This window comes from Streptomyces sp. NPDC043996, from assembly GCF_056435225.1.
Genome location: NZ_JBWKEY010000004.1, coordinates 190,581 through 212,494 on the forward strand (window position 1 = coordinate 190,581; position 21,914 = coordinate 212,494).

Annotated in this window: 21 protein-coding genes and 1 pseudogene; 7 read left to right on the plus strand and 15 right to left on the minus strand. The window is 71.4% G+C overall.

The features are described from left to right. Window positions 1-191 precede the first annotated feature (191 nt). Window positions 192-1,052 carry a sigma factor-like helix-turn-helix DNA-binding protein gene (locus AC07A4_RS11735; RefSeq protein ID WP_478596320.1) on the plus strand — a complete coding sequence of 287 codons (861 nt, stop codon included), beginning with the start codon at window positions 192-194 and terminating at the stop codon, window positions 1,050-1,052. Here the strand turns inward: AC07A4_RS11735 and AC07A4_RS11740 are convergent. The 4 genes from AC07A4_RS11740 to AC07A4_RS11755 all read right to left on the minus strand — a co-directional run bounded on the left by AC07A4_RS11740 (window position 1,025) and on the right by AC07A4_RS11755 (window position 4,153). After that, entirely contained in the window at window positions 1,025-1,255 is a 231-nt protein-coding gene (locus AC07A4_RS11740; RefSeq protein ID WP_478596322.1) for a hypothetical protein, read from the minus strand. The genes AC07A4_RS11735 and AC07A4_RS11740 overlap by 28 nt on opposite strands. A 228-nt stretch (window positions 1,256-1,483) precedes the next feature. After that, window positions 1,484-2,218: an SDR family oxidoreductase gene (locus AC07A4_RS11745; protein ID WP_478596325.1), complete on the minus strand. Its 735-nt coding sequence runs from the start codon at window positions 2,216-2,218 to the stop codon at window positions 1,484-1,486. Between the two features lie 303 nt (window positions 2,219-2,521). Then, complete coding sequence (locus AC07A4_RS11750; RefSeq protein WP_478596326.1) at window positions 2,522-3,187, minus strand: nitroreductase; 666 nt, start codon at window positions 3,185-3,187, stop codon at window positions 2,522-2,524. A 63-nt stretch (window positions 3,188-3,250) separates the two neighbouring features. Next, complete coding sequence (locus AC07A4_RS11755; RefSeq protein WP_478596329.1) at window positions 3,251-4,153, minus strand: MBL fold metallo-hydrolase; 903 nt, start codon at window positions 4,151-4,153, stop codon at window positions 3,251-3,253. A 130-nt stretch (window positions 4,154-4,283) separates the two neighbouring features. Here AC07A4_RS11755 and AC07A4_RS11760 point away from each other — a divergent pair. Continuing rightward, a pseudogene (locus AC07A4_RS11760) lies at window positions 4,284-4,439 on the plus strand (FAD-dependent monooxygenase); the annotation flags it as partial. A 116-nt stretch (window positions 4,440-4,555) separates the two neighbouring features. Here AC07A4_RS11760 and AC07A4_RS11765 read toward each other — a convergent pair. From AC07A4_RS11765 to AC07A4_RS11775, 3 genes are all read right to left on the minus strand, one after another. Further along, window positions 4,556-5,479 carry an endo-beta-N-acetylglucosaminidase H gene (locus AC07A4_RS11765; RefSeq protein ID WP_478596331.1) on the minus strand — a complete coding sequence of 308 codons (924 nt, stop codon included), beginning with the start codon at window positions 5,477-5,479 and terminating at the stop codon, window positions 4,556-4,558. A gap of 211 nt (window positions 5,480-5,690) precedes the next feature. Continuing rightward, entirely contained in the window at window positions 5,691-6,488 is a 798-nt protein-coding gene (locus tag AC07A4_RS11770; RefSeq protein ID WP_478597490.1) for an SDR family oxidoreductase, read from the minus strand. A 154-nt stretch (window positions 6,489-6,642) separates the two neighbouring features. Next, a complete protein-coding gene (locus AC07A4_RS11775) occupies window positions 6,643-7,269 on the minus strand; it encodes an LUD domain-containing protein (RefSeq protein ID WP_478596334.1) in 627 nt (208 codons plus the stop codon). A 152-nt stretch (window positions 7,270-7,421) separates the two neighbouring features. On the opposite strand from AC07A4_RS11775, the gene sigJ reads away from it, so the two are divergent. Next, window positions 7,422-8,366 carry an RNA polymerase sigma factor SigJ gene (gene sigJ, locus AC07A4_RS11780; RefSeq protein WP_478596336.1) on the plus strand — a complete coding sequence of 315 codons (945 nt, stop codon included), beginning with the start codon at window positions 7,422-7,424 and terminating at the stop codon, window positions 8,364-8,366. Window positions 8,367-8,378: 12 nt separating this feature from the next. On the opposite strand, the gene AC07A4_RS11785 is transcribed toward sigJ, so the two are convergent. Continuing rightward, a complete protein-coding gene (locus AC07A4_RS11785) occupies window positions 8,379-9,269 on the minus strand; it encodes a LysR family transcriptional regulator (protein WP_478596338.1) in 891 nt (296 codons plus the stop codon). A gap of 94 nt (window positions 9,270-9,363) precedes the next feature. Here AC07A4_RS11785 and AC07A4_RS11790 point away from each other — a divergent pair, with 94 nt between their 5' ends. Continuing rightward, window positions 9,364-10,089, plus strand: a complete 726-nt coding sequence (locus AC07A4_RS11790; protein WP_478597493.1) for a CTP synthase C-terminal region-related (seleno)protein — start codon at window positions 9,364-9,366, stop codon at window positions 10,087-10,089. A gap of 19 nt (window positions 10,090-10,108) precedes the next feature. Here the strand turns inward: AC07A4_RS11790 and AC07A4_RS11795 are convergent, their stop codons facing one another. The 5 genes from AC07A4_RS11795 to AC07A4_RS11815 are packed head-to-tail and all read right to left on the minus strand — an operon-like array spanning window position 10,109 to window position 17,907. Continuing rightward, on the minus strand, window positions 10,109-11,326 hold the full coding sequence (locus AC07A4_RS11795) for an extracellular solute-binding protein (RefSeq protein ID WP_478596341.1): 1,218 nt from the start codon (window positions 11,324-11,326) through the stop codon (window positions 10,109-10,111). Between the two features lie 32 nt (window positions 11,327-11,358). Then, a complete protein-coding gene (locus tag AC07A4_RS11800; protein ID WP_478596343.1) occupies window positions 11,359-12,297 on the minus strand; it encodes a hypothetical protein in 939 nt (312 codons plus the stop codon). After that, window positions 12,294-13,754 (minus strand): VWA domain-containing protein, encoded by a 1,461-nt coding sequence (locus AC07A4_RS11805; RefSeq protein WP_478596345.1) that lies wholly within the window; start codon window positions 13,752-13,754, stop codon window positions 12,294-12,296. Before AC07A4_RS11805 ends, AC07A4_RS11800 begins: the two co-directional genes overlap by 4 nt. A 50-nt stretch (window positions 13,755-13,804) precedes the next feature. Further along, a complete protein-coding gene (locus AC07A4_RS11810; RefSeq protein WP_478596346.1) occupies window positions 13,805-16,192 on the minus strand; it encodes a serine/threonine-protein kinase in 2,388 nt (795 codons plus the stop codon). Further along, window positions 16,189-17,907 (minus strand): S1 family peptidase, encoded by a 1,719-nt coding sequence (locus AC07A4_RS11815; RefSeq protein WP_478596348.1) that lies wholly within the window; start codon window positions 17,905-17,907, stop codon window positions 16,189-16,191. Before AC07A4_RS11815 ends, AC07A4_RS11810 begins: the two co-directional genes overlap by 4 nt. 78 nt (window positions 17,908-17,985) lie before the next feature. Between AC07A4_RS11815 and AC07A4_RS11820 the strand changes: the two genes are divergently transcribed. Beyond that, entirely contained in the window at window positions 17,986-18,282 is a 297-nt protein-coding gene (locus AC07A4_RS11820; RefSeq protein WP_478596349.1) for a trypco2 family protein, read from the plus strand. A gap of 45 nt (window positions 18,283-18,327) precedes the next feature. Here the strand turns inward: AC07A4_RS11820 and AC07A4_RS11825 are convergent, their stop codons facing one another. Both AC07A4_RS11825 and AC07A4_RS11830 read right to left on the minus strand, forming a co-directional pair. After that, window positions 18,328-19,089: a gamma carbonic anhydrase family protein gene (locus AC07A4_RS11825; protein ID WP_478596352.1), complete on the minus strand. Its 762-nt coding sequence runs from the start codon at window positions 19,087-19,089 to the stop codon at window positions 18,328-18,330. Window positions 19,090-19,195: 106 nt separating this feature from the next. Next, on the minus strand, window positions 19,196-19,669 hold the full coding sequence (locus AC07A4_RS11830; RefSeq protein ID WP_478596354.1) for an ATP-binding protein: 474 nt from the start codon (window positions 19,667-19,669) through the stop codon (window positions 19,196-19,198). A gap of 239 nt (window positions 19,670-19,908) precedes the next feature. Between AC07A4_RS11830 and AC07A4_RS11835 the strand changes: the two genes are divergently transcribed. Together AC07A4_RS11835 and AC07A4_RS11840 are read left to right on the plus strand one after the other, a co-directional pair. Then, the gene (locus tag AC07A4_RS11835) at window positions 19,909-20,304 is read left to right on the plus strand and encodes a DUF4190 domain-containing protein (RefSeq protein ID WP_478596356.1); all 396 of its coding nucleotides are present in this window, start codon (window positions 19,909-19,911) and stop codon (window positions 20,302-20,304) included. A 52-nt stretch (window positions 20,305-20,356) separates the two neighbouring features. Continuing rightward, on the plus strand, window positions 20,357-21,901 hold the full coding sequence (locus AC07A4_RS11840) for an alpha/beta fold hydrolase (protein ID WP_478597496.1): 1,545 nt from the start codon (window positions 20,357-20,359) through the stop codon (window positions 21,899-21,901). Window positions 21,902-21,914: the final 13 nt, after the last annotated feature.

Consider the following 21,914-nt stretch of genomic DNA (forward strand, 5'->3'; position numbering starts at 1 on the left):
CGACCAGCGGTAGTAATCTTCCACGCCTGTTCGGGCGAAGACGGGAAGTGGCGGTGGGGACACGATCTGACCGGAGGCAGGGTGTGGCGGATTCCGGTGTGGATCTCGAGCCGGGTGGGACGGATGGTCTCGGGCAGGCCCTGGCGGTTTTCACGAGCGTGCGGCCGCGCCTGTTCGGGATCGCGTACCGCATGTTGAGCAGCGCCATTGAGGCCGAGGACCTGGTGCAGGAGGTCTGGCTGCGGTGGCAGATGTGCGACCGCAGTACGGTGCTCAATCCGGGCGCGTTCCTGGCGGCGACGACGACCCGGCTGGCCATCAACGCACTCCAGTCCGCGCGGGTGCGGCGCGAGACGTACGTCGGGCCGTGGTTACCCGAACCCGTCGACACGAGCGCGGACCCGTACCTGGGCGCCGAGCGCGGTGAGGCCCTGGAGTTCGCGGCGCTGATGTTGATGGAGAAGCTCACACCCCACGAAAGAGCCGCCTACGTGCTGCGCGAGGCGTTCGACTACAGCTACGGGAAGATCGCCGACGTCCTCCAGTCGACGGAGCCCGCGGCGCGTCAGCTGGTCAGCCGGGCCCGCAAGCACATGACGGGCGAACGGCGCACGCCCGCGCCCGCCGCCGCACAGCGGCAGCTGCTGGCCACCTTCATCACGGCTGCCCGCTCCGGCGACATGACCGCGCTGGAGCAGCTCTTCGCAGCGGACGTGGCCAGCCTGTCCGACGGCAACGGCAGACGGAGGGTCGCCCGCCGGCCGATCGTGGGCGTGCCGCAGGTGACGCAGTTCATGAACGCGATCTCCACCTGGTTCTGGGACAACCTCGACGTGCGGTGGGCGAGCACGAACGGGCAGACGTCCGCTGTGCTACTGCGCAACGGCGCCGAGTTCGGCCTGCTCACGGTCAGCGCCACCGCCGAGGGCATCGACCGGGTGCTGTGGATGCTCAACCCCGAGAAGATCGCGACGGTGTCCCACCCGGCTGAGTCGTCGACGTCCCAAACCGACGTGGTACCCGGTCACCGGCGCGGGGCGCGAAAGGGCTGAGGACACCCAACCGGCTTGAGCACGCCGCACGCGGGTTTGCCGATGCGGGCCCGCGAGGCGACGCGGTCGCGGGCCGGGCCGCTCTGGATGCTGAAGTCGTCGCCGTGTGCGGCGGCGGGGTCCTGCCCGCCGTGATGGGTACTGTTCACGGCGCCGAGGACGTCGGCCGACTTGGCCGCGATCCTGCCGGGTGGGCCGGGCACCGAGTCGACCATCGCGTCCGTCAGTCGACCGTCGCGTCCGTCAACGGACGTACCGGCCTGGCAGTGCGCCGCGGACGCCGTGCCATCGTGATGGTCGGCGTCGGACAGGCCAGCGCCAGGGGTATCAGTCTGTGGATCGTGCTCAATCCGGCCACACCGCACGACTGGCCATACCATCGACGTGCCAGTGACGGGCCCGCGCGACATCTGCCGCGCGGGCCCGTCGCGTCAGCGCGCGACCCAGTCCTGATAGGCCGTCTTGGCGATGACGGCGCCGTCCTCGGCGATGAGGGCCTCGCCCGGGGCGGCGGCGAACATGCCGGCCGTGTCGTCAGTGACGACGGTGTGCTGGTCGCCATGGGCGGCGAGAGTGATCCTGCCCAGTTCGTCGAGCCTGAAGACCTCGGGACCGGCGACGTTACGGGTGCCCCGCAGCGGGGCACCCACGCTGACCTCGGCCACGGCCTGGGCGACGTCAGCCGAGGCCATGGGCTGGACGAGCGTGCCGGGCAGGCGGACGGTGTGCTCGTCAGAAGTCCAGGCCAGCACCGAGTCGACGAACTCGAAGAACTGCGTGGCGCGGACGATCGAGTACGGCACGGGGCCGGCCTTGAGGATGTTCTCCTGCAGCACCTTGGCGCGGTAGTAGACCAGATCCGGCACCCGGTCGGCGCCCACGATCGAGAGGATGACCGCGTGGCCGACGCCGGCAGCCTCAGCGGTTGTCAGCATGTTGTCCATGGTCTGCTGGAAGAACGCGGGTGAGGCTTCGTCGAAGGTCGGCGAGTTCGTCAGGTTGACGACGACGTCGGCCCCGGTCAGCGCCTCCGCCAGGCCCTTCCCGCTGAGCAGGTCCAGGCCGGTGGACGGGGACTGCGGCACTGCCTCATGCCCGTTCGCGTTAAGGATCTTGACGACCTGCGATCCGATCAGCCCGGTCCCACCGATGACAGCGATCTTCATCTTTTCGCCCTTTCTTGCCAGCTTCCTGAGGAATGGGTCTGAGAGCTAAGACCGGCCAGCCCCGCGGGTTGTGACACGAGGAATCTCCAGCAAGCCTTTCACCGGTCACCGGGGCCTCGCTGTCTCGCGAGAGTGTGGGCGACCTCCAGCCAAGTGTGGCCGTCTCCTCGAACGTGTGCGCGTTGTGGCACGAACCGGTCAGCTTGCCGTGCCGCACAGGAGGCCCCGCTTGATGATGCATACCTGCCCGAAAACCCCCAGGCCGGGAAACCGCGCTCACCATGACGGGGAGAGCGACAACTTCTACACCTCAACGAACCTGACCGTCTCGTCGAGCGACGCCCGGCCGGTGCGAGGGTGACTTACCGTGACGTCCTCGAATCCGATCGACATTCCGCAGAAGAGCATGAGTTCGTCCGGGGGTGACAGGATCTCGGCGACGGTACGGTGAAACTTCGACCACGCCATCTGTGCGCAACTATGCAGCCCTTCGGCGCGCAGGAGCAGCATCACGGTCTGCACATACATGCCGAGGTCGGACCATTGGGGTCGGCCCAAGTTGCGGTCGATGTAGCAGAACAGGGCGGCGGGTGCGCCGAAACAGTCCCAGTTCTCGGCGGCGGCCCTCTGGCGCGCTTCTACGTCCTCGCGCGAGATACCGAGTGAGCCGTAGCGTTCCTTGCCGAAGTCGGACCGGCGCTCGTGGTACGGGGATTTCAGTGTGGTCGGGTACATCTCGTACTCCGACTCGTCCCAGGGATCGCCCGCGGCGAGGCGCTCGCCTGCGCGCTTCTTCAGCTCTGCCAGCGGGTCACCAGTCAGCAGGTAGGTGTGCCACGGCTGGAGGTTCGATCCGGATGGCGCCCAAGCCGCAGCGGACAGCACGCGCTTCAGTGCCTCGTTCGGAATGGGCTGGTCGGCAAATCCGCGCACTGCCCGTCGGCTCATGACCGCCTCGTAGACGTCCAAAATCTCCTGCCTTCCCAGCTGATCAACATGTCATGTCGCACGTCGGCTACGGGCCAGAGTCGGTCAGTAGTCCCAGACGGTCGGCACGAAACGGAAGGCGTTGCCGGCGGCCGCCACGTGACAGACGGAGGGGAACGGCAGATGAGTCGCCAGCAATTGCTCTCCGCTCGCCGCCATCTCCGTCAAAAGACGGACCCGGACGCGGGCTGAGTCCTCGGGGTCGTGCTCGAAGCCGTTGAACCAGCCGGGGTTGTCGAACCCGCACTGGAACACGGCATCGCCGGCGAAGGTGAGCCGGTCGCCGCCGGACTCCAAGCGGACGACGCTGTGACCGGGGGTGTGACCGCCGGTGCGAATGATCGTCACTCCCGGCGCCACCTCCTGCTCCTTCTCGAACGGCCTCAACTGGCCGCGGTACAGCTCCAGGAACTTCAAGGCGGTCGCACGCAGCACCGCCGGTACCGCTTCCGGCATGGCGGTTCGGGAGAAGTCGGGCGCCTCCCAGAACTCGGCCTCGGCGGAGGCCAGGTGGACCCGCACGTCCGTGCGCAACCGGCCCCTCAGCCCTTCGACGAGCAGCCCGCCGATGTGGTCCATGTGCAAGTGGGTGAGCACCACGTCGGTCACGGATGCGGGGTCGACCCCGGCCGCGTCCAGTCGCGTGGCCAGCTGACCGACCCGTGGGAAGCCCGGGAACTCCGTGCCAAGGCCGGAGTCGATGAGGATGGTCCGGCCACCGCTGCGTACGACGGCCACGTTGATGGGATAGACGAGCATCTCCGGCAGGAAGTTCTCGCCGAGCCAGGCGGACAGATCGGCCTTGGCGGCGTTGGTGGCTAACGTCTCGGCGTCGATCTGCATCGTCCCGTCGCTGATCACCGTCACGCCGATGTCGCCGACGTTCAAGGCGTAGCGGGACGGCACCAGTTCGTCGTGCACCGGCGCGTGCGGGTGTGCGAGCTTCATGGTGTTCTCCTCGTGAAGGGCGTCGACCGAAGACACCGACGGCGCCATGGGGTACGCCGTCCGGTCATTCCCCTATGACCGGACAGCGGCCCGGTCTGTGACAGCCGCTCCGCCCTCTCGTCTCCGCCTCGCGCACCTGATGTCCCCGTTCGCCGGAGAAGGCGCCAACCTCGCCATGTACGACGGCGCCGAACTCGGCACGGCACTCGCCGCGCACCCGGACGACACCGAGGCCGCGCTCGCCGCGTATGCGGAGTCCCTGTTCCCGCGCAGTGCCGCGTCCAGTCCGGCCGGGCACACCGCGCCTCCGACATCGTTGTCAAAGGCGCGGCGTGCGTGGTCGCGGCCTACGGAATGCGGGCTGCCCCGAGGGAGCACCGCACGCCGGGGCGCATGGTCGCGTTACGGCGTGTAGACGGCGTCACTGCCGTACAGCTCCCTGGTGAACGCGGAGACGTCGGCGCTGCGGTCGGTGCCGTTGAGGTTGTACGTCAAATAGACGCCGTAGCCCTCGCTGACGGTGCGGCGGGCGAGGTTGGCGGCCGTGCTCTGCGAGGTGCGGCCGATCTCGACGGCCGCCGGTGAGAGCTTCGACTTGGGCAGGGCGATGCCGGGGACCTGCCAGGTGCCGTAGTACGGGTTCCAGGCGTAGTCGAACTTGGACGAGATGTTGACGCCGCCGTAGGAGAGGCGCGAGGCGGCCGGGCCGATGTTGTAGAGGCTGATGATCTTGTTCGGCATGTTCGCGCGCAGCGCGGTCACGAGGTGCACGAACGAACTGGCGTTGGGCTGGCCGGTGCCGTTGTTGCCGTACTCGGCGTACTCGTCGTCGAAGTCGATGCCGTCGAGGTTGTACTTGGCGACGGTGTCCGACAGCTGCTTCGCGAACGCCGACGCCGCCCGCTGGTTGGGGAAGTTGGCGAAGCCCGCGCCCTGGTGGTTGCCGAGCACCGAGAGGACGACCTTGATGCCCTTCTGCTGCAACGGCCGTATCTGGGTGGCGGCGTTGTCGAGGACGCGCTGCACGTTCTCGTTGAAGTGCAGGTACGCGGCCTTCTTGCTGGTGTCGTAGTTGATGTTCGCCGCGAAGATCACGGCGACGTCGAAGACGTTGGCGCCGCCCTTGGCGAGGGTGTACTTGCCGACGTTCAGCATGCTGTTGTCGTTCACCTCGACGTACGCCACCGAGGTCGGTCCTTGTTTCGCGGGAGCCGGAGCGGGCGCCGCCACCGCGCCGGTCGAGGTGGTCGCGCCGAAGGCGAGGGCCGCGACTGCCGAGAGCGCGAGTGCGGCCGTCCGCGCTCTGCTCCGTACCAGAGTGAACATCGTTGATCGGTCTCCCATCGCATGGGTCGGCGCCCGACCTGTTCGAAAGCGCCGAGTGAGCCCTCTGAGTTTTCCGCTCTTGTGACCGAATCCCAAGAATCGCACGTGATCTCTTCACGATTCCCACGCATCTCGCGCCACAGGGAGGGCCCACTGACGGCCTCCGCCCCTTCACCTCGCCCGCGGCCCCGTCATCGCGGACTTGGGGCGCCTACGCGAGGCCGCCGTTGCTCATCAGCAGCTGACCGTTGATCCACTCACCCTCCTTGGAGCACAGGAAGTCCACGAGGTGCGCGGTGTCCCGTGGAGTGCCGAGGCGGCCGAGCGGGGTGTTGCGGACGCAGTGTTCCCGCAGGTCTTCGGGCATCCAACCGGTGTCGATCGGCCCGGGGTTGATCGCGTTGGCGGTCACGCCGAAGTGGGCGAGCTCGTGGGCGGCGGCCAGAGTGATGCGGTCCAGGGCTCCCTTGCTGGCCCCGTAGGGAAGGTTGCCGACGGTGTGATCACTGGTGAGGCTAATGATCCGGCCGGTTCCCCGTTCCCCGGCGAAGCGGCGTCCGAACTCGCGGATGAGCAGCCAGGTGGCGCGCGCGTTGACCGCGAAGTGCCGGTCGAAACTCTCGACGGTGGTGTCGAGCAGCCCGGAGTCGACGGACTCGCAGTGGCTCATCACCAGCGCGGTGACGCCGCGCGCCTGCTGTTCGACCTGGTCGAAGACGCGTGCCGGGGCGTCCGGGTCGGCGAGATCCGTCTCGATCGCGAGGACGGAGGCACCGCGTTCGGACAGGGATTGACTGATCGCTTGGGCCGCGCCCGCCTCGCGGCCCCAGCTCATCCGGTCGTCGTAGGGACTCCAGTAGGTGAAGGCGATGTCCCAGCCTGATGCGGCGAGTTGACGGGCGATGCCCGCGCCGATGCCGATGGTGCGGCCCACCCCGGTGATCAGAGCGAGCGGACGGTCTGCCGAAGCGCCTTGCCCGTGGGCAGGCCGGTCATGATCGGTGTTCATCGTCACGGGCCGGATTGGTTCACGAACGGCACCCCAGCGTCAATCGGTTTCCCGCGGCACCGCAGCGAATGGGCGGGGACAGGGCGCCCTTCGTGCAGGTCCGTGGACGCCGACGCGGTTGATGTCGAGTCGGCCGCCGGGGTGCCGTCGGGGTTCAGAAACCGATCGCCTCGCGGAGCAGCAGGACGGTGCCGCGCTCAGGGAGGTGTTCCGCGTTGAGGATGAGCACCCGGTTGACCGCGCTGGGCCACCCGTAGGCTTCCTGGGTGCGGGCGCTTTCCAAGGGCAGGCAGTGGTCGTGGACGCGCCGCAGTGCGGTGTCCAGGTCGGCGACCACCTTCTGCGCCCCGACGACCCAGATCGCGTGGGCGGCGCCGCCGGCATTGCCGGGCAGCTGGGTTCCGCTGCCCGAGGCGATCACGAGGGAGCCTGTTTCGGTGACCGCGTGAACGCTGCCCACGATGATGTCGGGGCTGGCCGTCAGCCGCCGGATCTGGTCGCCTTCGGTGACGCGGTCCATGGCGAGGATGCGTGGCTTGATGGCGTCGTAGCGCCCGCTGTCGTTGATGTCGTCGGCGATGCCGCACAAGCGGAGGGTCTCGCTGGCGCCGGTGAGCACGCTGGCGCCCTGCGGTATCAGATCCTTGACGCGGGTCCGCGCGGCGGCGGCTCCGTCGAGGATCTCCACGGTGAAACCGCGGGCGGCGAGCGCCGTGGCGGCCCGCTCCAGTCGCCGCGCGGGCGCCGGGTCGGTGAACGGCGTCGTCGACAAGGTGGTCATGATGGGCTTCCTGTTCGCTGGATGGAACGTTCGTTTCAGTGGTTCGACAGTGCGGCCCGGCGGAATGTCAGGCCGAGGCGGCGGCCTGACATTCCGCCGGGCTGTGCTGTCGAACCGGTAGAACAGATGCGGCCAAGGGGAGTCTCGACACGATGGACAACCGATCCGAGCGAGTGTGGGACGACCAGCGCGACCCGGGCCTGGACGCGGTCATGAGCGAGCGGCGTCGGCTGCTCAACCTCGCGTACCGGATGCTGGGTTCGCTGGCCGAGGCCGAGGACGCCGTGCAGGAGACATACACCCGCTGGTACGCCATGTCCCGGACCCGGCAGGACGCCATCGAGTCCCCCGGCGCCTGGCTGACGACGGTCGCCAGCCGGATCTGTCTCAACCTGCTCGGCTCGGCACGGGCCAGGCGGGAGACCTACGTGGGCGCGTGGATCCCCGAGCCGCTGCCCGGGCCCACGGAGTGGGCCAACGGACGCGTGGGCGCCGCCGCCGACCCGGCCGACCGGATCACCCTGGACGAGTCGGTCAGCCTGGCCTTCCTGGTCTTACTCGAATCGATGACCCCGGCCGAACGCGTCGCGTTCATCCTGCACGATGTCTTCTGCCACTCCTTCGCGGAAGTGGCCGAGATCGTCGGCCGCACCCCGGCAGCATGCCGCCAGCTGGCCTCCTCGGCCCGCCGCCGCGTCCGGGCCGCGCGGCCTTCCGCCACCGCGTCGTCGGTGGCCCAGAGCGCCCGTGTCATCAGGGACTTCAAGCGGGCCTGGGAGGCACAGGACATCAACGCCCTGATCGCTCTGCTCGACCCCGACGCCACCGCCATCGCCGACGGCGGCGGCCTGGCCACCACCTTCCCGCACCCCATCGAAGGCGGTGAGCGGATCGCCCGCGCCTGGATCGAGATCGCCCGCCGCAGGCCCACCACCATGGCCTTCCTAGAACGCACGGTCAACGGCCGACCTGGTGTGGTGGCCGAGCAGGACGGCGCCGTGGTGACCGTGTTCGCGTTCGAGGTCACGGGCGATCGGATCCAGCACATCTGGGTCGTACGCAACCCCGAGAAACTCCGTCACTGGACGAGGGGCTGAAGCGCGGGCCCGTCATTCGGTGGCCGCCGTGAGGGCTGCGGCGAGGAGCGCGGGGGGACCGTCCAGCGTGCTGCTGTGCAGGGCCTCGGTGCGGTGTACCAGTCGTGGTGCGGAGAGGGGGACGGCGTTGATGCCGGGCGTGTTGGCGATCGTTGACTGGGGCAGTAGGGCGAGTCCCTGTCCGGCGGCGGTCAGGGCGAGGAGTCCGCGCACGTCGGTTCCTTCGTAGCGCAGGGATGCCCGGTAGCCGCCGGTTCCGCTCGCGGTGCTCAACTGCGCCAGCGGGATGGCCGTGTCGGGTGCGTCGATCCATCGGGCGTCGGCGAGATCAACCAGGCGGAGGCTGGCCCGGCCGGCCAGCGGGTGCTGAGCGGGCAGCGCGAGAGCCAGCGGCTGCTCAGTGATGGCCATCGCCGTGAGTGGGCCGACGTCGGGGAGGTGGAGTGGGTCGTTGGGAGCGGCCATGCCATCGACCAGGCCGAGGTCCAGGGCTGCGCTCGCGACTTCGCGAACGATGGCCTCGCGGCCAAGGACACGCACCGTCACATTCCAAAGGGGCTGCTTTTGGCGCATGTCGGCGAGTGTTCCGGTGAGCTGTGGCGTCATGGCCAGCGGGGAGACGCCGATGACGATGCGGGCGGCGGGTGCCGCGGTCAGGCGCGCGATGTCCGCGCGGGCGGCGTCCAGCCGCAGCAGCAGCGGCCCGGCGTGCTCCAGCAGCCGGGCGCCGACGCCTGTGGGAGAGACCGGGCGCCGCCGCAGCAGGACTGCCCCGAGGTCGCTTTCGAGCGCGGCGATGTGCTGGGACACCGCCGACTGCGTGTAGCCCAGTTCGCGGGCCGCCTCGGAGAAGGAACCGCAGCGTGCCACGGCGACGAACGTGCGGAGAAGGTGCGGATCCATGCCCATCAGTATCGCTAATGGAAGGGCCACAGATCATCGTTGGTGCTGGACTCGGTCGCCGGGACAGGATGTCCGCATGCCTGAGACCTTGAACATGTCGACAGCCCGTGTCGCCCTGGTGGGCGACCGCTCGCCCAGCGTGCGAGCCCACGCCCGTATCCCCGGCCTTCTCGACGCACTCACCCAGCGCGACCAGCTGGTCCTGGACGCGTACTGGATCCCGACACAGGACGCGGAATCCGCCGACGCCCTCATCGGATTCGATGCCATCTGGTTGGTGCCCGGCAGCCCGTACCGCAGTGAAGCCGGGGCGATCGCGGCGGTGCGCACCGCGCGTGAGCGGGGGATCCCGTTTCTGGGTACCTGTGGTGGCTTCCAGCACGCGGTCCTGGAGTTCGCGCGCGACGTGTGCGGGCTCTCCGGTGTTGACCACGCGGAGAACCAGCCGGAGGCGGACGACTTGCTGATCGTCCCGCTGGCATGCTCCCTGGTCGGTCACGAAGGCGCGGTCAACGTAGAGGCGGGATCGTTGGCGGAGCGCGTCCTGGGAGCCGAGCGGACCGTCGAGCGGTACCACTGCTCGTACGGCCCCAGCCCGGCCTATCTGGATGTGCTGCGTGCGCACGGACTGCGCTTCAGCGGCGCCGACGAGGCGGGCGAGGTGCGCATCGCCGAGCTGCCGGACCACCCGTTCTTCCTCGCCACCTTGTTCCAGCCGGAGCTCGCGGGAGACGGCACCCGGCCCCACCCGATCATCCAGGCGCTGGCCGCGGCAGCGGTCGACCACGCCGCCAAGGGCTCGGCGCCGACGCTCATCTGACTGGAGTACGAGAGGCAGGTCACCCGTCACCGCACACCGGCAGGTCCTGCTCGGCGCGCACCGCCTCCAGTTCCGTCAGCCGGGCCTCCAGTTGCGTCGGGGCGACGAGGAAGCGCAGCACCGCCTGGTGGAAGGCGTCACGGGTGGTGCGGGGCATGGCGTCGGAGGCGTCCCAGCAGCGGAGCTTCCCCGGTTCGCGCAGGCTCTCTCCGATCTCCCGCTCCGTGCTGTCCGGTGGACCGTCCGGCGCGGCCTCCTTGTTGGCGGTGGTCCCCGGCAGTGCCGTGTCGGGGTCGGCCAGGTAGCGGATGAGCTGTTCGGCCTCCGGCGAGGGGTTGAGCAGGGCCGCGAGGTCGCCGGAGACCTCCCAGGCCCCGGCGCCCAGGGCCGCGTCGGGGACGACGTCGGCGGAGTGGACGTAAGAGCCGCCCGCCCGCTGCCAGTGGTCGGCGCGGAAGGAGCCCTGGTGCTCCAGGCGGCCAGGGCCGCAGTCCGCGCCGAAGCCGGTGGTCAGAGCCTGCTCGACACGGCGGTTCCCACCGGCGCCGACCAGTTCGCCGAAGGTGGTCCAGGCCTTGCGTACGGCGTTGTGGGTCCAGGGGAGTTCGCCGTTGGCCCAGTCCTCGTACAGCCGGGGTCCGGCCTGCTGGAGCAGGATGTCCTCCACCCAGTCGGTGCCCGGCCAGCCGGAGGTCGCGCCGGACTCCATGCCCAGGCACCACCGTTCGGGCGTGCCCGCCGACCGTACGTCGGGCCGCTGGCCCTCGTACCACACCATGCTCTTGAGGCCGATCTTGACGGGGAGCCAGTAGGAGTGGCTGCCCCGGCCCGGGACCGTCACCTCGGGCGCCCAGATGCCGTCGTACTGCCGGGCGTCGAACAGGCCGTCCAAGGGCTTGAGCCTGCCGTCGACCGCGTAGGACAGCAGTTCGCCCGGTCCCGGCAGGATCGCCACGTCGGGTGGGTTCCCGGCCGCCATGTCGGCGGCGAGGACCTGGCTGAGTGCGGAACTGCCCTGGTAGGCGACGTCGATCCGGTACTTCCTTTCGAACGGCTCGATGACGTCCTCCTCGAACTCCTCGCGCTCCGCGCCGCTCCAGTTGGCGAGCAGGGTGACGGAGCCCGTCGCGTCCCGCGCCCAGCGCACCCCGGCGACCACACCCGCGCCGAGCAGGACCAGGCAGATGACGAAGACGGAGAGGGTACGGGGACGAGCGCGGCGCGGCACGGCGCTCATCCCCGTACGCATCCCCGTACGCGTCCCGGTCCTCATCGCGGCGCCCTGAACCGGTACTCGGCGATCCGCGGCCACAGCCCCCACGCCGTCAACGCCATCACCACAGCCCCTCCCAACAGTACGAAGTCCGACAGCGACGCCCAGAGCCCGGCGTGCGTCAGCGCGTCGCGCACCTGCTCCGCGACCTCGGGGACGTCGTCCGGGTTGTCCTTCGGTACGCGGATCGCGGCGACGGAGTCGGTCATCGCGCCGTGCGCCTCGAAGGTCACCCACGCGAGGAGCGGCACACCGACCGCGCACACGACGGTCGCGGCGAGCAGCCGCACCTGGACCGGCCGCCGGAAGCGACGCCGTACGTACCGCTGGGTCTCAAGGAGCGCGGCGCACAGCGCGACGTACAGCACGGCGACCGTGCTCCAGCCGAGCCACAGCTCCCACGGGAAGGCCGCCTGCTGTCCGGCCTCGTCGAGCTGTCGGCCGCGCAGGGCGTCGAGGCGGCTCATGATGTCGCCGTCGGCGCCGGGTTCTGCCTGGAGGCCGAGCACCTGCTCGGCGTAGAACAGGTAGGCCGCGCGCAGCGGGGAGTCGTCCGGCTCCTGGCCCCAGCGCTCCACCCAGCCGGAGTACACGGCGATCAGACCGGTGATGGTCTGCAGGTCGTGGCGGCCCTCGCGGCCGGTGACGTTCTCCGAGGCGGCGAGCGCGAGGCTCTGGTGGGCGACCGAGGTCTGGGTGTGGAACTCACCGCTCATGTCGCCCTCGGGCCCGCTGTCGCGGACCGCCTCGTGGGCCTTGCGCATCGCGCTCTGCGCGGTGTCGACGGCCAGTATCCCGGGGGTGCTCGACGACGACAGCGGCACGGTGTCGTCGTGCACGCCCCGGTAGGCGAGGAACAGCACGAGGGTGGTGGCGGCCCCGAGGGCAAGGAGCAGCCTGAGTCTTCGCCGCAGGTCCCGGCCGGTGGTGCTCACGGCCGGGCCTCGAAGCGATGCCCGCAGGAGGGGCAGAACCGGGCCGCCGCCGGTGCCTGGTGGGAGCAGGCCGGGCAGGGCACGGTGGCCCGGCCCGGCCCCCTGGCGGCCGTGCCCTCGGCCGCGTCGTCGCCGCCGGTGCCGGACGCGGGGCCGTAGCTGCTGTGGCTGCTGGCGGTGATCAGGTGCTCGAAGTCGACGGCCGTGACGTCGGGGCGCAGGGTGACCCGTCCGGTGCTCGCGTCGTCGATCCGCACCAGCAGGGCGAGGCGGTCCAGCTGCTCGTCGGCGCCCATCGCCTGGGCCAGCTGCGCCGCCCGGCCCAGCTGGTGCTCGGCGAGGTCGCGTTCGCCGCGGCGGTGGGCGTCGGTCGCGGCGGCGACGGCCTCGCCGAGCCGCTGGTGCTGCTCGAAGTGCTCGACCTGAGCGTCGGTGTGCCGGGACAGGGCCGGGTTGTCGGTCCAGTGCACCAGGCAGGGCTGCGGCGTCGGCAGCCGTGCCCCCCGCGCGCCGGGCACGTCGACGGCGACGACGGCGAGCTGCAGGTCCTCGCGGCGCGGGCGCCCGCCCGGGTCGGCGGACAGGCACAGCTGGTAGCGGCGGGTCTCGTCGCCCCAGGCACGGGTGACGAACCGCCCGGTCCCGTCCTCGGGGGTCAGCTCCGCCTCGGTCGGGAAGACCTGCTTGAGGTAGCGCACCTCGGCCCCGGGCATCAGGGTCACCGTGATCGCCAGCTCGGGGACGGTCTTGGTGAGCAGACGGGCCACCAGCTTCTCGTACGCCGCGGGAAGGGCCCGCGCCTCCCGCACCGAGGCGGCGGAGCCGTGCAGTCGGCGGGTGATGCCGAGGAGTTCGCGGGCGTCCCAGCCGTCGCCGATCCCCCACGCGTCGCAGACGAACCGGCCGGTGCACGCCTCCAGGACGCCCGCCAGCGGCATCTGCTCGTCGTGCTGGTTCTTTCCGTCGGTGAGCAGCAGGACGTGCCCGATGGGGGCGTCCTGTTCGGTCAGCAGCCAGCGGGCGAGGTCCAGCCAGGCGCCGATGCAGGTGCCGCCGCCCGCGACCAGGCCGTGCACCGCCCGCTGCGCGCGCTCCCGGGTCTCGTCCGAGGCGCGGGCCATGTTCGGGGTGTCGGGGTACACCATGGTCGCCCGCTCGTTGCCCCGCACCACCGCGAACGGCGTGCCGTCGGGCAGTTCGCGGATCGCGGCGACGGCCGCCTCCTGGGCGGCGTGCAGCTTCTCCGGCGGCCAGGTCATCGAGCTGGAGCAGTCCAGGGCGAGGACCTGCGCGAGCACCGGGCCGCCGCCCTCAGCGCCGTCCACGCGCACGCTGAGGATGGCGTGCATCTGCGGGTCGCTCGCCTCGCCGGAGAGGTACTTCCACTGGCTGACCTCGAGGCCGACGGTGACCTGCCCGGCCGCCCCGCCCGCCCCCGGCGCTCCTGTCTCCACCATGTCCGTGCGCCTCCTCGACCTCGTCGTCGGTCGCCCTCGCCGCCGCTCGCTCACGCCGTACGTCGTCGGACCCGCAGCAGATCGCGGACGGCGACCGGCTCGGGGAGCACCGCGTACGCCCGGTCGAGCAGGTCGCCGCGCTCACCGACGCTGCCCGCCTGGTCCGCGAGCCGCTTCAGCGACCGGGACAGCAGGTCGGCCAGCGCCTCCTCGGTGTCCGCCGGGCCGAACAGCTCGCCGGTGGGCAGGCCGCTCCCCCAGCCGTCGGGCGGACGGCAGCCGAGCGCGTGCTCTCTCAGTTCGGTGGCCAGGCGGTCCCAGGAGCCGCTGCCGTCCAGGTGCAGCCCCGCGAGGCGTTCGGCCGCCTCGCGCAACTCGGCGGCGCCGGGCGCCGATCCGCCGGGAAGCCGCCCGGCGAGGACCCGGATCGCGGCGACGCGCGCGGCGTCGTAGTGCCGCGACGTGGTCGGCACCTCGTCCAGGACGGCGACGGCCCGGTGCCGGTCGCCGCGGCGCAGCTGGACGCGGGCGAGCCCGAAGGCGGCGCTGCCCTGGGTGCGGTCCCGGCGCCGTACGGCCTCGTAGTACTCCTCGGCCTGCCGTTCGCGGGCCTCGGCGCGCCGCATCCGGGCCAGGGCCGACCCGGACCCGGGTGTCGTGGCCTCCTGCCCGGCCGGGTCCCGCAGCCGCTCGGCCAGGTACTCGGCGCAGTATCCGAGGGCCAGCTTCGGCGCGGCCTCGCCCGGCAGGGCGGCGTAGGCGGCCACGAACTCGCTCTCCGCCGACTCCACTTGGCCCCGGGTCAGATGGACGAGGCCCTGGTGCCAGAAGATCCGCCAGTCGTAGTCGCCGCCGCGCTCCTTGGCCGTCCGCACCCACGCCGCGGCCCGGTCGGCGTCCCCCGCCTCCAGATAGGCGCGGCACAGCCACAGCGCCGTCTCCGCGGTGCGCAGCGCCGGGTCGCTTTCCGCCCGCGCGGCGATGCGGTCGGGGGTGTCGGCGGCGAGTCCGCCGAGCAGTACGGCGGCGGCGTCGTCGGCGTCGGGGAGGGGCACGGGCAGGGCGCGGGCGGTCTCCCGGGGGTCGGGAGCTCCGACGGGCAGCTCGGGCGGGGCGGTCGCGGGGCGGTGGGTGAAGTGCTCAAGCGCGGGGACCGTGCCGAGGGCGGCGCCGAAGAGCGCGGCGGTCGGCTCGAACCGGGTGGACCGCTCCGGATACGGCTCGTGGCCGCTCAGCGCCTGGTGCTCGCGCAGCACCTCCCACAGCTGGCGGGCCATGGCGGCGGCCGAGCTGAAGCGGGCGGCGGGTTCGGGGTGGGTGGCGCGGCGGATCAGCGCGTCGAAGGAGCGGGCGGCGAGACCGGCGGGCGTACCGGCCCGCTCGGCGAGGACCTTCAGGGTGCGGCCGACGGCGTACAGGTCGCTGTCGACGTCGAGGCCGCGCGCGTCGCGTTCCTGCTTCGGCGGGGCGTAGCCGAGGGTGTACACAAGGCCGGAGGAGCGGTCGTCGATCCGGCGGATGGCACCCAGGTCGATGACCTTGATCTCGCGGCCGTAGTGGATGACGTTCTCGGGCTTCATGTCGCAGTAGAGCAGCCCCTGCTCGTGCAGGTACTCCAAGGCGCCGAGGATCTTGCAGCCGTACGTGATGACGTGCCCGAACGCGAAGCCGCCGGGCCCGAAGAGCCGGGCCAGGTCCTCTTCCGCGGCGAACCGGATCCAGGCGAGGGAGCGGCCGCCGACGTACTCCATCACGATGTAGCCGGTCGGCTCGCTGTCGCCGGGCGCCTGGTGCTGTACGTACGTCACGATGCGGACGATGTCCCGGTGGTGCAGCGTGGTGAGCGAGCGGCGTTCCTCGACGGCGGCCCGCCGGGCCACGGCGTCCCCGGTGTTGATCAGGCCTTTGAGGACGACCCGCAGGCCGGGCACGCGGGTGTCCTCGGCGAGGTAGACCCAGCCGTGGCCGCCGACCGCGAGATAGCCGAGCACCTCGTAGTGCCCGGCGATCCGGTCGCCGGGGTTCAGTTTCGGGTGGAAGGAGTACTCCGTGCCGCACCCCGGGCAGTAGCCGTGGTCCGGTGCCGGGCCGCCGTCGTAGGAGACCCCGATCGTGCCCGGGCAGTTGTCGACCCCGCAGCGTCTGCCCCCGGTGGGCGGCCGGGCCGCGGTGTCGGCGGCCTCCGAGGGCTCCGGGGCGGGCAGATGCGGCAGCACGAGGAGCCCGTCGCGGTCCAGTTCACCGGCGGTCGGCCCGGAGGGAAGCCGCGCGCCCTCGCCCGTACCGGTCGGTGTCCCGCTCTCCTCGGCGTCCCGTTCCGGCGCGTCCGGCGCCGGAGGGTCGGGGGCGACGGCCCGCCGCAGGCAGGTGTCGCAGAACCCGGTCACCATGATCGAGCCGCCCTGGCAGTCGGCTCGGACGCAGGCGGTCCCGCTCATGCCGGGCCTCTGTCCTGGCCGGGGCGGCCGCGGTGGGTGTCGACGTGGTGGGTGTAGGCGTCGACCGCCGCCTCGGCCGCGGGTACGTCGCAGGGGCGGGCCTGGAGCAGGTCGTGTGCCCGGAGATAGAGGGCGTCCACCGCCGGGTCCTCCTCGCCTTGGATGGCGTGCTGGTGCAGGACGTGGTAGCTGCGCAGGCGGCCCGCGAGTTCGTCGCGGCGTTCGCGCAGGCGGTCGAGCCGGGCGAGGTGGCGGGTGAGGCGGGCGGCGACGCGTTCCGCGAGGCGCTCGTAGCGGGCCAGGTCGGGGCCGCGGTCGGGGGCTGGATCGCGGTCCGGGGCGCGGCCTTCCGCCCGGAGCAGGTCGGCCAGGGCGGCGTGGGCGGCCACCAGGTCCGAGTCGACGGGCCGGACGCCGTACGGCACCACGGCCGCCCGGCGTTCGCTCAGGGCCCCGGCGAGCGGCCCGGTGATCTCTCGCAGCCGTGCGACGAGCCGTTCCCCGCGCTCGCGCGCGGGCCGCACGAGGAGTTCGCGGCGGGCGCGGTGATAGCAGCTGTCCGTCGTGCGGAAGACCAGCAGCAGCCTGCTGCCCCCGGCGTGCAGCACCTCAAGGAGGTCGAGCAGGGCGGGCGGGTCGAGTGCCTCGTCGACGCCGACCACGACCAGGTTGAGGGTGACCTTCGCGGCCCGGATCCGGTCGAGGACCGAGTCCCCGGGCCCCGGCCACAGGCCCATGCGTTCGGCGATCCGCTCGGCGATCTCCGCGGAGGTGAGTCCGCCCGCGTGCACGGCGAGATCGTGGCCGCCTGCCGACGGGACGGTGCCCGGCGGGTCGAGGGAGGCACGGCCGACGGATGCCGCGGTGCGTAACTCCCGGTCGGCGAGGGTGATGGCGCGGCGCAGCGTGGCACCGCGGGCGGCGTCGACGTGCCGGACGACGCTGATCTTCACCTGTCGGCCGTCGTCCCGGAGCCAGGCGGCGAGACGCTGGGCGAACGGCTCGTCGAGCAGCGCCTCCGCGGCGTCGTCCTCGGTGGAGCGCAGCCGGTCGTCGACGGCGGTGGGCCCCTCGAGGAACGGCTCGACCTGGGGCAGGTGCCGGACCACTGTCTCGGCGGGGCTCATGAAGGAGAACCGGTTGCCGTGCTGGTCCTTCTGCCCGGTGAGCACCATGCCGATGACCTCACCGGTGGCGCTGTCGGCGACGCCCGCGCCGCTGCAGCCGGGGCTGGCCAGTTCGCCGGGGCTGGTGGGGCTGAGCTGCACCTGCCCGTCGCGTCCGCAGCCGCCGACGACGGTGGCGCGGAACCAGATGCCGCCGTTGTGGTCGTACGGGAAGCCGTACATCCGCACCGCGCGGCCCGGCGCGGAGAGCCGGTGCAGCCGGACCGCCTCCTCGACGGGCCGGGGCCGCTCGAGGCGCAGCAGCGCGACATCCCCGCTGGGGTCGCCGTCCGCGTCCCGTGTCTCCGGTGCGTACGCGTCCCCGTCCACCCAGGCGGTGACCGCGGGCACGCGGTGGCCGGCGGCGCCCACGAACTCCGCGGTGACCCGGGCCGCCGCCCGGTCCACCACATGGGCACAGGTGAGGACCTGGTCGGGGCTCAGCAGTATGCCGGCCCCCGCGATCTCCCCGTCAGCGCCTCGGATCCGCACGGCCCAGCTCGGCGTCTCCGTCGACGAGGCGGCTTGGACTCCCCCGCCAGCAGCCATACTTCGCAACTATACGGGCGCCTGCCCCTGTCGCATACTGATGCGATACGAGATCAACGGGCCTTCTGGGGAGGCGAGTTGTCGAACGAACCGGGGTTCGTGGGACTGGCCGATGTGATCCGTCAGATCAGGGGCGAGCTGGAGGCGGCCCGCCTGGAGAGCCAGGGCGAGGACCTGGGCTTCACCGTGGAGAACGTGAGCCTCACCTTCACCGTCCAGGTCCACCACTCCGGAACGGGGCGCGGCGGAATCCGCATCGGCGTGGTGACGGCCGAACTCGGCGGCAACGTCGACCGGCAGGCCACCCATCAGGTCCAGGTCGACCTGACTCCGGAGCTGGCGAGTGGGGGGCGGGTGAATGTGAGCCGGGACTAGGGGCCCGGTACTAGGGGCCCGGGTGATGTGGGCGATGTGGGCGGTCTATTGAGCGTGGTCAGGCTGGGGAGAAGTGGTCGAGCACGATCGCGATCCGGATCTCAGAACCTCGTCGTCCGCATGCGCGCCGAACTCGGCGACGCGTACCTCCGCGATGTGCTCGTACCGGTTGATGCGGTCGGTCCACTCCGCCTCGACACCGAACGCCACCTGCGCGAAGCCCACCCGGCCGACGGCCTCGGCCAGGCCCGGATCGCCAGCGGCCAGCAGCCGCACCGGCGCGCCAAGCGCCACGGTGTGCGGCGGCACGAAGTACTCGTCCGGCACAACGGTGCGCGCATGGACGAGCGCGCCGACAGCGACCACGGATCCGGCCCCCAACCGCGCGCATTGCAGGACCGTCGCCGCGGTCGCCACGTAGACGCACCTGCCGACCTCACAGCCCAGCAGCGTGGCATGCGGCCCCACGAAAACGTGGTCGCCTACGAGCACCGGCTGATCACCGGCGACCGCAGACCCGCGCAGCACCGCGTTCTCGCAGATCACCGCCGCCTCCCCGACCTCGATCCGGGACCCCTCGGCATCGAGCACCGCGCCGTACATCACCCGCGCCCTTGGCCCCACGCGGACATCACCGACCAGCGTGGCCGTCGGGGCGACGTAGGCGGTGGGATGGACCTGCGGTTCATGCCCGCGATGCCGGATAAGGATTCCCTGCGTTTCAGCGATCATGAGCGGATTCTCGACCGCACGGCCGCGAGCATGCTGGCGGATTTCCGACGTCGAGTTCGTCGAGACCTGCGCCATCGCCGATCTGAGTCACTACAGGGCGGACATGGGCTGATGCAGCACTAGCGTGGCCGCGGGGCCGAGCTGGCGACCGTCATGGCGGCTGGGTCCGCCTCGGAGCCGGTCATGTCGACCTCCCTACCGGCAGCCGGACCGCAAGCCGCCAGTGCCGCGGCCCGTCCGGCCCGGCCTCGAACGCGCCATGCAGCGGCCGCACCCGCTCGGCGAGGCCGGGCAGGCCGTGCCCGGACGTCGGGAAGGCCCCCGAGCCCGGGCCCGCGCTCGCCTCATTGACCACACCCAGCTCCAGCCCGTCCGGCGCGACCGCCACCCGGACCTTGATCGGCCCGCCCGTCCCGTGCCGCAACGCGTTCGTCAGACCCTCCTGGAGGATTCGGTACGCGGCCCGGGACGACTCCTCGATGCTGCGCAAGGCGGCCCGCGCCGCCACCCCGCTCCAGGCCCCGTCCACCCGCACCGACCGGCCGAAGAGACTCAGCCCCGCCTCGGCGTCGAGCGGCAGGGACAGGCCCTCGAAGAGCAGCAGTCCGCTCAGCAGTGCGCGGGCAGCAGCGGCAGGCTCGCCAATGCGCCGCAATAGGCGAACAGCGTGCCCGAATACGTGGAGCCGCTCAGCAGCGGCCGGATTCCCCTGATCATGAGTCGACCAGTATCACCGGGTGTCTCTCCGAGGGCCTCCCCCGATCGAGGGAGGCCCTTTTCCCGCCTTACCGCGATGTGCGTACCGGGCTCCGGAAGTCAGGATCGTGGCCTGCCCAGTTGACCGGAGGACAGCTGATGAACACGCAGCCGTTGAACACGCGGGGGACACAGACCATGTCGACGCAGCCGAATCACACGGCGGACCCGTATTTCCCCGGCCCGCTGGGCTCCACCCCTGCCGTACGGCCCCCGGCCGGCCGGAACGGCGCGGCCGGGCCCGCCGTGGTCCTCGGCATCATCAGCCTGAGCACCTCGGTCTTCTTCATCGGCGGTGTGCTCGGCGTGATCGGCCTGGTCCTGAGCATCGTCGCCCTGGCGAAGGCGGGACCAGCCGGTACTGGCCGGGGCAAGGCCATCGCCGGCCTGGTGGCGTCGGCCCTGGCGATCGTGGTGGCCGTACTGGTCGTCGTCTTCATGGCCTGGTACGCCAACCAGACACAGGAGTGCTACCAGCCCGACAGCTTCCACCAGTACACGCAGTGCGTCCGCCAGCAGCTCTCCGGTGAGTGACCGGCAACCGGCGACGAGGACGAGGACGAGGACGAGGACCACTGTGCGAAATCTGCGAAATGGGCGATCAGCTGCCTTCCTGGCCATAGGCATCGCGGCGACTTTCATCTCAACGCTGACACCCCAAACGACCTTTCCCCCGGCTTCTTCGCCTTCCTTGGCTCGAGCCTCCGCGTCCAAGGACACGCTGCGGAAATACACGCGCCAGAAGCCCCATTGGCAGCGCTGCCACGCGAAAAACCCCGCCGCCTTTCAGTGCGCGACCGTCCAAGTGCCCCTGGACTACGCCGATCCCGACGGCAAAAGCATCGGCATCGCGATATCCCGGCTGAGGGCGGGCAGCGCGCAGGAGCGTCGCGGTGTTCTGCTGCTCAACCCCGGCGGCCCCGGCGGGCCGGGACTGAATCTGCCGGTCGGGCCGGAGCTGAGCCTCTCCCGGGCCGTGAAGAGGCAGTACGACCTCATCGGATTCGACCCGAGGGGGGTCGGCCAGAGCTCCCCCGTCGGCTGCGGTCTGACGCGCGAGGAGCAGGACGCGGAGCCCGCGTACCGGGCCGAGACCTTCGCCAAGGACGTGCGGTGGGCACGCGCGGTGGCCGCCAAGTGCCGGGCCCGGCAGGGCGACAGGCTGCGGCACCTCACCACCCGCAACACCGCGCGCGACATGGACGTCATCCGTGCCGTGCTGGGCGAGGAGAAGATCTCCTACCTGGGCTTCTCGTACGGCACCTACCTCGGCGCCGTCTACGCGCGGATGTTCCCCCGGCGCGCCGACCGGTTCGTACTGGACAGCGCGGCGGACCCGGCGCGGTACGGGCGGGGCATGTTCCTGAGCATGGCGCGGGCGACCGAGCCCGCCTTCACGCGGTGGAGCGAGTGGACCGCCCGGCGGCACACGACGTACCACCTGGGCCGCACCCCGGCCGAGGTCCGCGCGACCTTCTGGGACCTGGTCGCCCGGGCCGACCGCAGGCCCATCGACGACAACGGGACTCTCCTCACCGGGGACGGCATCCGCGCCGGGCGCGCCACGTTCTTCCGCGTCCGGAAGGCCGCCGCATGGGTCGCCGGGCTGAAGCGGGCGGCCGCGCGCGGGAGGCCGGACCCGTCTGGCACGCCCCGGTCGGCCCCGGCTCCCGCCCCGTCGGCGTTCGCCCGCGACGTTCCCCCGGACAACGGGACCGCGAGCACCTGGGCCATCTTGTGCGCCGACACCCGTGCGTCGTGGCCACGCGATCCCGAGCGGTACCGCCGCGACGCCATCCGCGACAAGGCCCGGTATCCGCTGTACGGCGACTTCGCGTCCACCATCAAGCCGTGCGCCTTCTGGACGCCCGGCAGCGAGCCCGCGACCACGGTCAACAACAGCGGCAGAGCGCTGATCGTGCAGAACGAGTGGGACTCCCAGACGCCCCTGGCCGCCGCCCTGGCCCTGCACCGGGCCCTGCGCGGCTCCCGGATGGTCACGGTCGCCGGAGGAGAGGGGCACATCGTCCACGGCACCAACTCCTGCGCGGACAGGAGCACCACGCTCTACCTGACCACGGGCAGGCTCCCCGCCAAGGACCTGACCTGCCGGGCGGCTGCTCGGCAGTAGGCGCGATCCCGCG